Annotated in this window: 13 protein-coding genes and 1 other annotated feature; all 13 genes read right to left on the bottom strand. The window is 51.9% G+C overall.

The features are described 5' to 3' along the window. Positions 1-386: 386 nt before the first annotated feature. Complete coding sequence (locus PCH05_RS23365; protein ID WP_127606442.1) at positions 387-902, bottom strand: DUF2179 domain-containing protein; 516 nt, start codon at positions 900-902, stop codon at positions 387-389. Between the two features lie 221 nt (positions 903-1123). Next, entirely contained in the window at positions 1124-1918 is a 795-nt protein-coding gene (gene minD, locus PCH05_RS23360) for a septum site-determining protein MinD (RefSeq protein WP_127606440.1), read from the bottom strand. A gap of 3 nt (positions 1919-1921) precedes the next feature. Beyond that, positions 1922-2578, bottom strand: coding sequence for a septum site-determining protein MinC (gene minC / locus PCH05_RS23355; RefSeq protein ID WP_127606438.1), 657 nt, complete (start codon positions 2576-2578; stop codon positions 1922-1924). Between the two features lie 76 nt (positions 2579-2654). Then, positions 2655-3185 (bottom strand): rod shape-determining protein MreD, encoded by a 531-nt coding sequence (gene mreD, locus PCH05_RS23350; RefSeq protein WP_127606436.1) that lies wholly within the window; start codon positions 3183-3185, stop codon positions 2655-2657. Beyond that, complete coding sequence (gene mreC, locus PCH05_RS23345) at positions 3185-4057, bottom strand: rod shape-determining protein MreC (RefSeq protein WP_127606434.1); 873 nt, start codon at positions 4055-4057, stop codon at positions 3185-3187. Before mreC ends, mreD begins: the two co-directional genes overlap by 1 nt. A 57-nt stretch (positions 4058-4114) precedes the next feature. After that, positions 4115-5149: a rod shape-determining protein gene (locus PCH05_RS23340; RefSeq protein ID WP_127606432.1), complete on the bottom strand. Its 1035-nt coding sequence runs from the start codon at positions 5147-5149 to the stop codon at positions 4115-4117. Between the two features lie 39 nt (positions 5150-5188). Continuing rightward, a complete protein-coding gene (gene radC / locus PCH05_RS23335) occupies positions 5189-5878 on the bottom strand; it encodes a RadC family protein (RefSeq protein ID WP_127606450.1) in 690 nt (229 codons plus the stop codon). Positions 5879-5918: 40 nt separating this feature from the next. Further along, complete coding sequence (locus tag PCH05_RS23330; protein WP_127606430.1) at positions 5919-6521, bottom strand: Maf family protein; 603 nt, start codon at positions 6519-6521, stop codon at positions 5919-5921. Between the two features lie 26 nt (positions 6522-6547). Next, complete coding sequence (locus tag PCH05_RS23325) at positions 6548-6790, bottom strand: DUF4321 domain-containing protein (protein ID WP_127606428.1); 243 nt, start codon at positions 6788-6790, stop codon at positions 6548-6550. 185 nt (positions 6791-6975) lie between these two features. Beyond that, complete coding sequence (locus tag PCH05_RS23320; protein ID WP_127606426.1) at positions 6976-8223, bottom strand: SPOR domain-containing protein; 1248 nt, start codon at positions 8221-8223, stop codon at positions 6976-6978. Between the two features lie 208 nt (positions 8224-8431). Next, positions 8432-9850 carry a UDP-N-acetylmuramate--L-alanine ligase gene (murC, locus tag PCH05_RS23315; RefSeq protein WP_174806296.1) on the bottom strand — a complete coding sequence of 473 codons (1419 nt, stop codon included), beginning with the start codon at positions 9848-9850 and terminating at the stop codon, positions 8432-8434. Next, positions 9801-11171, bottom strand: a complete 1371-nt coding sequence (locus PCH05_RS23310) for a bifunctional folylpolyglutamate synthase/dihydrofolate synthase (protein ID WP_127606422.1) — start codon at positions 11169-11171, stop codon at positions 9801-9803. Before PCH05_RS23310 ends, murC begins: the two co-directional genes overlap by 50 nt. A 73-nt stretch (positions 11172-11244) precedes the next feature. Continuing rightward, the gene (locus PCH05_RS23305) at positions 11245-13911 is read right to left on the bottom strand and encodes a valine--tRNA ligase (protein ID WP_127606420.1); all 2667 of its coding nucleotides are present in this window, start codon (positions 13909-13911) and stop codon (positions 11245-11247) included. 63 nt (positions 13912-13974) lie between these two features. Then, positions 13975-14269, bottom strand: a binding site (T-box leader). Between the last annotated feature and the right edge of the window lie 34 nt (positions 14270-14303).

Here is a 14303-nt window from a genome sequence, read left to right as displayed (position 1 = left end):
CAGCCACGAGGTACTTACAAATCAGTCAAGTATTCGTTACGGTATGGGACATACCTTACATTCCACCTTGATATGCTGTATAGCTTTTACAAACTGTGCATCACCCTGTAACTTCCATGCCATCCATCCGAAACATTCCAAGCCTTCAGCCCGAGTTCGTATCCAGGAAAGAATGCGCTCTCAAACGCTGTCCTCCAAGACACAAGCAAGCAAGTTAGCATTTCGCGTAAAACGCTCTGCTTCCCCCCGCCCAAATGGATATATGCAAAATGCGTATGCAGGCAACATTCCCATCAAGATTAGGTCTGTATTCCTGCAATCATTATGTTTTATACATTTACCCATTTGGCATCGGGTTGAAACATGCTTAAGGAATGATTTCCATTTTATCGTTTAGTGCCTCGGGTCCAGAAGCCCCCATGAAGAAGAACCGGCTCCGTGACGACGATAAAAGCTTTCGGGTCCAGCTCCAGAATGGAATGATAGAGTTTGTTCTGGTTTTTGCGCTTGGCAAGCACCTCGAACACCAGACGATGACCGTCCCGGCCGCTTCCGATCCAGGAGGTGACTCCGTAGCCATGGTCCCGCAGGGTGTTGGCCATATCGCTTTCCGGATCGTTCAAGATGACCTTCATCGTAATGTACCCCAGGGCGATGCGGCCTTCAATCCAAGACCCGACAAGCACGCCAAGCCCGTAGCCAACAGCATACACAATCAAGCTGATCGGCTGGTTGACGTATTTCAGGACAATGCTCAAGCCCAGCACATAAATGGTAATCTCGAACATGCTGAGAACCGCGGCCAGATACTTCTGGCCTTTCAGCGTCAAAATCATGCGCAGTGTAAAAAATGAAACATAGACGATTTGAATAACAAAAATGGATGCGAGAATACCAAGCATTCCGGTTCACTCCTTCGTGAGTCTTGTTGATTGATGCGCGATCGGCTGTGCCGGATAAAACTTCCTTCTGATGTAACTTAACCGGATTGAAAGGCCTATTATACATGCAGATGGCTTTATTTTCCGTCTGAACGAAGAAATTCGATCGTGGCATACGCAAAAAAAGGATGAAGCGGTTAACTTCATCCTTTTTGCAGTATGTTGTATCGGACGGGTGTCGGTTAACCCATACCAAACAGCTTTTTGAACTTAGAAAACATGCCCTTCTTCTGATCCAGATGCATCAGGGGCACGGTGTCCCCCAGAATCCGGCGGGCAATGTTGCGGTAAGCGATCGCCGCACGGGAATCGGGGTTCATCACCGTCGGCTCCCCGCTGTTTGCGGCTTTGATGACGTACTCGTCATCCGGAACGATCCCGATCAGGTCGATGTTGAGCACCTGCAGCACATCCTCGATGTCCAGCATGTCCCCCGTTTTGACCATATTGGGCCGGATGCGGTTGACGACCAGCTTCGGAGATTCGATCTCCGAGCTCTCCAGGAGACCGATGATCCGGTCGGCGTCGCGGACGGCGGCATTTTCAGGCGTTGTTACAACGATCGCCTTGTCTGCGCCTGCAATGGCATTCTTGAACCCTTGCTCAATCCCCGCCGGGCAATCAATGATGATGTATTCGTATTCTTTTTTTAATTCCAATATGATGTCTCTGACCTGCTCTGGCGACACGGCGTTCTTATCCTTCGTCTGGGCGGCCGGAAGCATGTACAGCTCATCGAAACGTTTGTCTTTTACAAGCGCCTGATTCAAGCGGCAGCGTCCTTCCGCAACATCACATAAATCGTAGATGATCCGGTTTTCCAGACCCATAACCACGTCCAAATTGCGCAGGCCGATGTCCGTATCCACCAAACAGACCTTTTTGCCGAGCAGCGCAAGCGCAGTTCCGATATTCGCCGACGTGGTCGTTTTGCCGACACCGCCTTTGCCGGAAGTAATGACAATAGCCTCTCCCATGTGCTACACCCCTTTAAACACGTTAAAATCACGCCGCAAACGTACAATGTTGCTGATTTTGTCGATTTGCATGGCTCCGTTTTGCAAAAAAGCAAATTCCATGCTGGTTTCACGCGTTTCCCATTCATCCGGCGGACGGCTGATTTGCTCGGCAATACGCAGCTGCGTCGGGGCAAAATGCGATGCTGCGATGATCGCTTCCTCATTGCCCTCCACACCGGCATGCGCCATGCCCCTCAGAGCGCCAAGTATATAAATGTCACCCGTGCACAGAATGCTGCCTCCCGGGTTGACGTCTCCCAAAAAGAGCAAATCCCCGTCATGGTGCAGCACCTGACCAGAGCGCACCATGCCGCTCATAATCGCATACACCGGAACCTGCTCAGGCTCGGATGCAGGAAATTCGACAGAGCGGATGAGCAAATTCCCTTTTTGTTTTAAAATGTCGAGCATGTTCTGCTTCTGATCTTCCGTAATCCGCCGCGAGCCCATTTTTACATCCACGTGAATAATGGGGCCGGTCAAAATATTTTGATGGCTGTGCTCCAGCTTATAACGGAGCTCACCGAGCAGTTCCTCATATTCACATTCATCGTCAAGCAGGAATACCAGGCCATCTTTGATGCCCTTGATCGTGACATGATTCGATTTTACTGCCATGCCTGTCCCCCCTATCTCCTTACATTTCGTCTTCGGATGTCAAAGTTCCTGCCGGAAAAGAAAAATGGCGGTGAGTTTACGCCGCCTTCTCCTTTTTCTCCCGTCTAGCAATTTTCTCAAGCTGCTTGCGGAGAGGAACATAAATGATGAGCCCGAACACAAAATGAACCACGAGATCGGGTAACACATGATGCAGCAAATTCCAGTCATAAGAAACCTGCGTCAATGAGAATACCCGGTAGATCGCAAAAGTCATACTGTCGAACAGCAGGCTTCCCAAAATAACCACCGTCATCATCAGCGGCATGGGAGCCCGGGGAGCACGAAAAATAAAGCCCATAATATACGTGGAAAATCCCATTACCAGGGAATAAGTGCCGATCATATCGCCGTAATAAACTACATCATGAAGCAAACCGAAGATGATGCCGAGCACGAGCGCCGTATGCCGATGATGGTACACGGACACAAACAACAAGACGATGAATACCAGATTCGGCATAATGACGTTTTGCCAGGAGGAGGGCAGCAGCCAAGGAACGATGGTACCTTGCAGGATGAACAAAAGAAACAGCAGCAGCACCAGAACTTGCTTACGTCCTATCATTACTTAGGTGCCTCCGGCGTAAAGACTACAAATAGCTGTTTCCAATCCTGGAATTCAGCCGCCGGATCAATCATGGCCGTCTTTGTTTTTCCGAATTTGCTCTCCTCCACCGATTTCACTGTCCCGATGATCAGTCCTTGCGGATATTTATCTGTATCACCCAGAGAGACAATTTGGTCGTTTACTTTGATTGGATCTTCTTGCTTGATCTGGCTCATGACTAGCATCTTGGAAGCCTCGTCATAATTGTCAATGATGCCGAAAGTAGCATGATTGTTCATCGAAGTGACGGCAATGCCATTGGAATTCGGATCCTTCACATCCATAGTAGTAATAAGCTTCACGGTTGATGTGAAGTTACTGACATGACTAATAACTCCGACCATTCCGTCTACCGAAATGACCGACTGCCCTGCCTTCACCCCATCCCTTTCGCCAAGGTCAAGCACAAGTGTACGATTCACCGTATCGGCATTAACGCTGATTACCTGCGCAATATGATATGAATAATTGTATTTATTCTTCTGCGCTTCCGTAAATTGCAGATCTTTTTCCAACTGTGCAATACGGTCTTCCATTAAGTTGAATTTTGCTTTTTCGCGCGTGTATTGGGCCAGCGCGATTTTCAACTGCTCATTCTCCTTGTATGTCTCGCGCATGTTGGCGACATCTTTAAACAAGCCCGCTATATAGCCAGCGGGCTTATAAAATATATTCTGGGCAAAGCCGACCGTATCTCTGACAAACCTTTCGGGCCAGGAGAGCGAGGCTCTGGGGCCGAGCGTAAAACCCATCAGCGCGATAAACATGACAAGGGCGATTAAAATCACAAATAAGCGTTTGTTGCCAAGCAGCTTAAACAGTTTCAACACCCTCTAACTCTACTGATTTCTCTCCCATTATCAGGGGTTGAGTCACAATTGCCTGCGTTAGCGCTTCGAGCGTACAGCCGAGCTGCTGTGGGATTTAAACAGGTGAATGTTCTCCAGCGCCTTGCCTGTGCCAATCGCAACGCAGTCCAGCGGATTCTCGGCTACGATGACAGGCATGCCCGTTTCTTCGGCAAGCAGCTTGTCCAGGTTGCGCAGCAGGGCTCCGCCGCCGGTCAGCACGATGCCGCGGTCCATAATATCCGCCGCAAGCTCCGGAGGACATTTCTCCAGCGTCACTTTTACGGCTTCAACGATGGCATTCACCGTGTCGGATAGCGCCTCGCTAATCTCGTCGGATGTGATCGTAATGGTCTTAGGCAGACCCGTTACCAGATCACGGCCGCGGATTTCGCTTGTTTCCACCTGCTCCAGCGGCAATGCGGAGCCGATTTCCATTTTGAGTTGTTCGGATGTTCTTTCGCCAATCATCAGATTGTACTGGCGTTTGATGTACTGAATGATCGATTCATCCATTTCATCGCCGGCAACGCGCACGGAGCGGCTGGTTACGATCCCGCCGAGGGAAATGACGGCAACCTCCGTCGTACCTCCGCCAATATCCACAACCATGCTGCCTGTAGGTTCCCATACCGGCAAATCCGCGCCGATTGCGGCCGCAAACGGTTCTTCGATCGTGTACGCTTCGCGGGCTCCCGCCTGCTTGGTCGCGTCTTCAACGGCGCGCTGTTCAACCGCGGTGATTCCGGAAGGTACGCATACCATCACATTCGGATGGCGCTGGAACATCGAGCGCTGTTTTTGAGCCTGACGGATGAAATATTTGATCATTGTTGCCGTCGTGTCGAAATCAGCAATAACGCCGTCTTTCATCGGGCGAATGGCACGGATGTTGCCTGGCGTGCGTCCGATCATTTTCTTCGCGGACTCGCCGACAGCCTCGATGCTTTTCGTATCCGTACGGATCGCAACAACGGAAGGTTCTCTAACGACAATTCCTTTACCACGGACATAGACCAGCGTATTCGCTGTCCCCAAATCAATTCCCAAGTCTTTCGTGAAACTTCCTAACATGCTGTAATCTCCCTTTCTTCGTCAATCTCAACTATTATATTACATCAAGCCTTGCTCCTTCAAACTGACGAATTCCCCGTCACCGATAATCAGATGATCCAGCACCTCTATACCGACGATTTCCCCGGCTTCTTTCAATCGAGAAGTCAGTGAGATATCCTCGGGACTTGGCGTCGGATCCCCGCTCGGATGGTTATGCGCGCAGACAAACGATGCACTGCTGCATTTGATGGCTGCACGAAACACCTCGCGCGGATGGACGATGGAGGCGTTCAGACTGCCGATCGAAAGCGTCTCTTGAGCAATAATGTGATTTTTAGTATTCAGAAATAAACATACAAAATGTTCTTTTTGCAGATAACGCAGCTGTTCCATAAGAACGTCAGCCGCATCCCTTGGACTGCGGATAATCACCGGTTCGTCCATGCGGGTGCGGGCGAGCCGCTGGCCAAGCTCGATTCCGGCTTTCAGTTGTACGGCTTTGGCGCTGCCGATTCCTTTGATCGCCATCAATTCCTCGATGCTCATATCTACAAGCCGGCGCATGCTCCCGACCTGCTTCAAAATGCGCTGTGCCAAATGCACGGCGGACTCCCGCCGCGTTCCCGTCCGGAGCAAAATAGCCAGCAGCTCCGCGTGACTTAAGGCGCCAGCCCCATACTGCAGCATGCGTTCTCTAGGTCGTTCCTGATGGGGGATGTCGCGCAGCATATACGTTTGCGGCTCCATAGCTTCCCCTACTTTCCCTTCACTCAAATCTCATCCACGCCTACAGGACGTCTATGCCAAATTCCGACAGCATGTCGGAAAGCAACGAAACAGGCAATCCCACGACGGTAAAATAACAGCCCTCGATCCGTTTCACCAAAGTGGCGCCAAGTCCTTGAATGCCATAGGCGCCAGCTTTGTCGCTAGGCTCGCCGCTTTTCACGTAAGCATCAATTTTCGCATCCGAAAGTTCCTTCATGCTCACCTTCGTTGAGCGGTGGCGGACAAGCGTTTCACCGCTTGCCGCATCAATACAGGCAACACCCGTGTAAACGAGATGTGTTCTGCCCTGAAGCGACTTCAGCATCCGAATAGCGTCTGCGTCATCTGCAGGCTTGCCAAGCACTTGGCCATCCAGGACAACGATCGTGTCGCTGCCGACGATGACGGCATTTTCCGATGGATTCGCAATTTGTTCGTAAACGGCCCGCGCTTTGCGCAGCGCCAATCCTTCAACAATCTGTTGTGGTGTCCAGTCGTCAGGAGTATGTTCATCCGCATGGCTGGGATGTATCTCGTACGGAATATGTAGAGAAGCAATCAGCTCCTGCCTTCTGGGTGATGTCGATGCCAGCACGATCCGGCGTGAATGGTTTGATTTCAATGAAAGGATCTCCTTTGTCTCTGTTGTTACAGCCTGCGATACAGCCACACGGAGACGATGATGCCGATCAAACTCAGCAGGCTAAGTTTCAATTGAATGGTGATGTCGTAGCTGATAATGTCCAAATTAGCTTGCGGTGACCACTTGATCGGTGTTGAAGCAGTCAGAAAAGAAAGGGCTTGTACAGGTTCCAGGGCCTTAGCGATCCAGGCACCCGCCAGCCATCCAAGCAGTATAAACAAGAGCAGTATTCCTACGTTCTTTTTCATCCTTCTCTTCCCTCGCCATATTTTGACACCCAATTTATTATACGGTTATTTGGACACCAATACAAACACAAATCCGGTATGGGGAACTATTTCCAGTTCCATACCGGACATGTCTTGACCTGCAAAATATGGCTCCAAACCAACCTTCCAGCATCTTCCTCCCAAGCTGTTCCTGCGCGCCTTTTTTACGCTTTTTCCAGCCTGGAGATCAGCTGCTTCTGCAGCGCGATATACTGCATCATGCCGGATTGAACTTCCCACAAGTGTCCCTTGGATCGGTTCCGGTCATATTCCGTGATGGCCGATATCGCGCTGTTCATCGACTGCTCCATTTGGGTTCCTAGCTCTTCCGCATCATTTCCGATACCGGTTTGCAGCGATTTGATCGACTCCAGCCAGCGGCTGTGCAGGTTCGTTAACGCTGCTTGGTTCTCTTCATCCAGCGCCGGCGGATTCTCTTGAGCAAGCAGGCTCGCGGACAGCTGGCTGAGCTTGGATACAAGCTCCGAACTCACCGCGAAATATTGATTGACGATGCCGGCATCTCCGGCGAATTCCATTTGCGTTGCCGCGGGCAGCGATATTTCTTTGACGTACAGCTCAATCCCCTCGGATTTTAATTGGCTGCTGAGAAGCTTGGCCTGATCGCGGTCGGTCGACATCCCTGCATACACGCGGTTTTCCTGGTCCGGATCCTGACCTGCGGCAATGCCGAATTGCTGCAGCTCCTTTTGCGCCTGGAGCGCCCGCTCCTGATTGCTGAACACGCCGTACTGAAGCATGTAATACGATTGGCTCTGAACATGTACCGTAACCGGAACGATTGGGCTTCCTTCCGCCTGGGCCGGAGCCGCGCTTTGCGCGCTTGGCTTGACAGGAATGATCGAACCTTCAGAGCCGTCTTTGAAAAAGGAAAGCACCACGAATCCGAACAGGGCGCCTGTCACGATCGCGCCTGTAATCGTACCGATGATCTTCCAGGGCGAAGCGGGCTTTCTGGGACGGTAGGTCCCTTCTCCAATCTCCGGGTAGACGGCATCGGCAAGATTCCGCCAGTCATCCGTGTGATCAATGAATCCTTCGACATGGTCCAATGCATCAAGATCGTGGCGCTCCTCGCTATCCTCCCGTTCGCTGAAGGGCTGCTGACCCGCCAGCATTTCACTCCACGGGTCTTCTTTGTTGAAAGGGTCCGACCATCCATCTATAGGGCCCGGAATCACGGTAAGATGATCCCGGTTATTCGTTGCGGCCTTGCGTGGTGTTTCATGCCGCGAGGTTGGGCTGGCTTCCACATGCTCAAGCCTCGGCAAATCCTGTCCAACCCTTTCCTCGCTCTTCGTCGGTATAGCCTTCTCTTCTTTTTTTTGCGCGGATTCAGGCTTATGGGAGCTTTCCTCGTTGAAGCGGAAAGTCATTCTCGCTTTATTCACGGTTATACACCTCACCCTTGTCTCATTACAAAGTATATATGACAGATTGTCCCTGTTTATGCTGCTTAGACAGAGACTACGTCATGAAGCTTAAGATGAGGCAAGGTGATATTTCGCTTGCAGCCGAAAAAAAAGACTGCCCCGGACGCATTGGCATGCGATGGGACAGTCTGACGGGGAAGATGCTATTCACGCTTGCTTCGAAGGCTTAAAGCTCCTTCGCCAGCTGGTAGCCGACCTTCCAAATATCTCCGGCGCCCATGGTGATCACGAGCGTTCCCGGCTGAATGCGCTGCTTCAGATCAGACAGGACGTCTTCCTTGGTCGGAAGATATCTCGCGCCGGCATTGCTGTTTTTCACGATCAGCTCGACCAGCTTGGAGGAATGCACGCCTTCGATCTGCTTTTCGCCCGCAGGCGAATAAATATCGGTAATAATGACTTCATCCGCTTCGCCGAATGCACGGCTGAAGGCATCCAGCAGGAAGAAGGTGCGAGTGTACCGCTGCGGCTGGAAGACGGCGATAATCTTTTTGCCTGTCGCTTTGGCCGCACTGATCGTCGCTTCAATCTCTGTCGGATGATGGGCGTAATCATCGATGATCAATATATCATTCTTTTCGCCAAGCACCTGGAAACGGCGTTTGGCACCATGAAACTTGGAAATGCCGGCAGCGATCTTCTCGAACGGAATTCCCGCCAGAAGACAGGAGATCACCGTTGCCATCGCATTGTACACGTTATGGCGTCCTGGCACAGATAATTCCACCGTTCCAAGCGCCTTGCCTTTGTGGTTCATCGTAAACGAAACATGGCGGTCGCCAAGCACCAGATCGGTTGCCGTGTATTCCGCATTCGTGTCGATGCCGTAGGTGGCAACCTGACAACGAATACCCGGAATGATCGCTTGTATGTTGACGTCATCGCCGCATACAACCGCCGTGCCGTCTTCGCGAATCTGATTCAGGAACTGAACGTAAGCTCCCTTCAGCTTCTCAAAGTCTCCGTCATAGTTTTCTAGGTGGTCGGCTTCGATGTTGGTCACAATGCCGAGCCACGGATGATATTGAAGGAATGAACCGTCGCTTTCATCCGCTTCGGCGACGACAAAGTCGCCTTTTCCAGCCTTCGCATTGGTTCCTACATTCATAATTTCGCCGCCGATAATGTATGTCGGGTCAACCCCGCATTCTTCCATGACCAAAGCGATCATGGAGGATGTCGTGGTTTTGCCGTGAGCGCCGGCAACGGCTACGCCCTTGCGCTCATTCAGCAGTCTCGCAAGCATTTGCGAACGGTGAAGGATCGGGATGTTAAGCTGCTCCGCTTCCACCCGCTCGACGTTGTCCTTGGATAAAGCCGTCGAGTACACGACCAGATCGGCTCCGTGAACTTGCTCTGCCGTATGTCCGATATAAATTTTGGCGCCTTTGGCGGCCAATTTTTCCGTTAATTCCTGGGAAGCCACATCCGAGCCCGTGACCTTATAACCCATTTCCAGCATGACTCTTGCAATGGCGCTCATCCCGTAGCCACCAATACCGATAAAATGAACATGTTCCGTATTCAACAGATTTTCACCAACCTTTTTCAGAATCGGTCTGACCCAGCAGAGCGGCCCGCACATCCGATATTAAATAAAGCGTGCCGGATACCACCGCCAAATCCTCCGCTTCTGTCCGTGACTTAAGTTGTTCTAGTGCGTTCTTCCAATCCGGTTCTACGATGATCTGCAAACCTGGTTTGCCGTAGGAATGCTTCAGCCCCTCCGCAAGTTCATGCAGCGCTGCAGCGTCCATTTTTTTCCGGAAGTCCGGCTCGGTCAGGATAAGCGTATCCACTATAGGAAGTATATGCTTCAAGTAGGATTCATGATGCTTATTCGACAGCATTCCCATCATCAAATTTAAACGTGCGTGCGGATAATGCCGCTCAATGCTTTTCCGCAGGGATTCCGCTCCCTCCGGGTTATGGGCTCCATCCAATACAATCCGCGGCGTGGAGCCGATTTCCTCCATACGACCGGCCCAGACCGTATCGCGGAAGCCTTGCACGATGTCCTCCTCATCCATGACGAAAGCCATGTACTGGCGCAGAACCTCCAAAGCCATCAGCGCCCCGGCCGCATTGGCGATCTGATGCTCGCCTTTCATGCCGATTTCAATATCGTACTCACGGAAAGGACCCGTAAAATGAAAGGACTGATACGGTCCCTGCTCCCCTGTATATTCATACGTGAATTTCTCGCCTGCCAGGTACAGCGTGGTCCGGCATTCCTCGGCTTTTTTCCGCAGAACCTCAATGGCTTCCGGCTGCTGCACACAGCTGACGACCGGCACGCCCGACTTGATGATGCCCGCTTTCTCGAAAGCGATCTGTTCCACGGTGTCGCCGAGCACGTCCGTATGATCCATGCCCACGTTCGTAATGACGGAGATCACAGGGAAAACAATATTGGTTACATCCAGCCTTCCCCCAAGTCCGGTCTCCCATACGACAATATCCGGCACGCATTCCTCTGCATAATACAAAATCGCGAGTGCCGTCGAAACCTCGAACATCGTTGGCGATCCGAGCTCGGTGGCCGCAATTTCTTCCACGATCGGATACAGACGGTTGGCAAGCGTAAGCAGCATCTCCTCGGGGATGTCCTCACCGTTATACTGAAAACGGTTTGTGAATTTGGTGATATACGGGGAAGTGAACGTTCCCACCGTATAGCCGCTTTGCAAAAGAACCCGGGACAGGAATGCACAGGTCGATCCCTTGCCGTTCGTTCCTGCCACGTGAATGAATTTGAGACGGCGATGCGGGTTGTTCAGCATCTCCATCATTTTTTCGATTCTTGACATGCCCGGGCGGATTCCAAAAGGAATCAGCCCGTTAATCCAGTCTACAGCTTCTGTATATGTGTTCAGGTATGCAGAGGCTTCAAATTGATCTCCCATTTACCATTTCACCTTCTGAATTTATTTGGTCCTAGGATGCTGTTTAATCCCCGGTTCATCGTTTCGCGGTATATTAACCCTTCAGTTCCTCGATCCGTGCGATCACTTTGCTCCGCTTGTCGGAGTAATCTGCCATCTTCGCCTTTTCCTCTTCGATGACTTTGGCAGGCGCCTTCGCGACAAAGCCCTGGTTGCCGAGCTTCTTCTCAACGCGTTCCACTTCGCTATTCAGCGTCTGGAGCTCTTTTTCAAGGCGGGCAATTTCCTGGTCGATATCGATCAATCCCGCAAGCGGCAGGTACAGCTCCGCCCCGGTCACAACCGCGGTCATCGCTTTGTCAGGCGTTTCAAGCCCAAGGCCTGCTTCAAAGCTGGACGTGTTGCAGAAGCGCTGAACATAAATTTCGTTGCTTTTCACGATCTGAAGCACCTGATCATCTCCGGCCTTCAGCATCAGCTCGATCTTTTTGCTCATCGGCACATTGACTTCGGCACGGATGTTGCGCACCGCCCGAATGACGTCCATCAGCACGGACATTTCGCGCGCGGCCTCAGCATTCTCGAGAGCCGGATCGAATTCAGGCCAGGAAGCCAGCGTAATCGTTTCCCCTTGATGCGGAATATGCTGCCAGATCTCCTCGGAAATGAACGGCATGAACGGATGGATCATGCGCAGCGTCCGGTCGAGCACGTAGGAAAGCACGGATTTGGTCGTATTCTTCGCTGCCTCGTCTTCCCCGTACAGGGACAGCTTGGAGAATTCGATATACCAGTCGCAGAGGTCATCCCAAATGAAGTTATACAGCAGGCGGCCGGTTTCACCAAATTCATAGGCATCTATTAGACGCGTGATGTCCCGGGAAGTTTCGTTCAGACGGTGCAGGATCCAGCGGTCTGCCGTGCTGAGCTTGCCGCTTATGTCAATGTCGTCATAAGTGAATCCCTGCAGGTTCATCAAGGCAAAGCGCGAAGCGTTCCAGATTTTGTTCGCGAAGTTTCGGGCCTGTTCCACACGCTCCCAACGGAAGCGCAGATCCTGTCCCGGCGTGCTGCTGGTGGAAATCATGTAGCGCATCGCGTCGGCGCCATACTTTTCAATGACATCCAGCGGATCGACGCCGTTTCCAAGCGATTTGGACATCTTCTTGCCTTCCGGATCGCGCACGAGACCATGCATCAGCACGTCTTTGAACGGAATTTCGCCGGTAAACTCCAGCGCGGTAAAAATCATGCGGGCTACCCAGAAATAAATGATGTCATAGCCGGTTACCAGCACGTCCGTCGGATAATACCGCTTCAGATCCTCAGTCTGGTCAGGCCAGCCGAGCGTCGAGAACGGCCACAGCGCCGAGCTGAACCAGGTGTCGAGCACATCTTCGTCCTGACGGAGCGAGGTAGAGCCGCACTTCGAGCATTTCGTTACGTCTTCATGGGCTACATGAATCTCGCCGCAGGACTCGCAGTACCAGGCCGGAATGCGGTGACCCCACCAGAGCTGGCGGGAAATGCACCAGTCGCGTACATTTTCGATCCAGTTCAGATACGTTTTTTCGAATCGGTCAGGCACGAAGTTTACGCCTTTGCCTGATTTTTGGGCTTCGATGGCGGCTTCGGCCAGCGGCTGCATTTTAACGAACCACTGGGTGGACAGATAAGGCTCGACAACGGCGCCCGTGCGCTCGCTGTGTCCAACCTGGTGGACATGGTCCTCGATTCGGATCAATACGCCCTGCTCTTTCAGGTCCTGAACGATATGCTTGCGGCAGTCGCTGCGGTCGAGGCCCTGGTACTTGCCGGCCAGCTCATTCATCGTGCCGGTTTCGTCCATAACCGTGATTTGCGGGAGGTCATGGCGCAGTCCTACCTCGAAGTCGTTCGGGTCATGGGAAGGCGTGATTTTGACGGCGCCGCTTCCGAATTCCTTGTCAACGTATTCGTCGGCAATGATCGGGATTTCCCGGCCGACAATCGGCAGAACGAGCATTTTTCCGATCATGTCCTTATAGCGCTCATCCTTCGGATGAACGGCTACAGCCGAATCGCCGAGCATCGTTTCCGGACGCGTGGTTGCAACCGTAATATGGCCGCTTCCGTCCTTCAGTGGATAGGAAAGATGATACAAGTGGCCCTGAACCTCTTTGTATTCGACTTCGATATCGGAAAGCGCCGTGCGTGCAGCCGGATCCCAGTTGATAATGCGCTTGCCGCGGTAAATCAGGCCTTTTTCATGCAGTTTGACGAAAACCTCGCGTACGGCTTTGGACAAGCCCTCATCCAGCGTAAACCGTTCTCTGGAATAATCGAGGGAAAAGCCCATTTTCGCCCACTGCTCATGGATGGTTTCCGCATATTTGTCTTTCCACTCCCATACCTTCTCCAGGAACTTCTCCCGTCCCAGATCATAGCGCGTTACGCCCTCTTCGCGGAGCTTCTGCTCCACTTTCGTCTGCGTGGCGATGCCCGCATGGTCGGAGCCCGGAAGCCAGAGCGCGTCAAAGCCCTGCATCCGTTTCGTGCGCACCAGGATATCCTGCAGCGTGAAATCGAGTGCGTGTCCAATATGGAGCATACCCGTTACGTTCGGCGGCGGAATGACAATCGTGTAGGGCTTGGCGTCTTTACGCTGACCCGCTTTGAAGAACTCGCCTTCAATCCAGTATTTGTACCATTTCTCTTCCGCTGCCTTCGGATCGTATGTCGTCGGCATTTCTGTCGTTAATTTGTTGTCCTGCTCTGTCATTGTTTGCATTCCTCCATCACAAGATCAGCTTTGGTTTATGAAAAAACAAAAAAGCCCTCGTCCTCAAAGGACGAAAGCTGTTCTTTCGCGGTACCACCTTTGTTTCGCGTATGCCGATCATATAGCTACAGATCTTGGCGAGCGGCCCTGCTGCCCTCGGACAGCTGCCATCAAATACGCGACACTCATGCAGATAACGGCTGCGGCCGGTCCTGCCCTACCCCAAGTACGGTACCTGGGCTCAAGCAGACAACTCCCGGGCGACTTTGGGTTGAATGCATCCTGCGGAATCTTACAGCGCAGCAATTCCGCTCTCTGAAGGGCATGTCATCCTACTCTTCCCGATCATCGTTCTTGACAAAATATATGATTATCATAACTTGGTTGATGAT

It is taken from the genome of Paenibacillus chibensis, from assembly GCF_004001045.1.
Lineage (GTDB): Bacteria > Bacillota > Bacilli > Paenibacillales > Paenibacillaceae > Paenibacillus_AQ > Paenibacillus_AQ chibensis.
The sequence above is the reverse complement of the archived record's forward strand: the minus strand, read 5'-3'. Positions and strand labels throughout refer to the sequence as shown.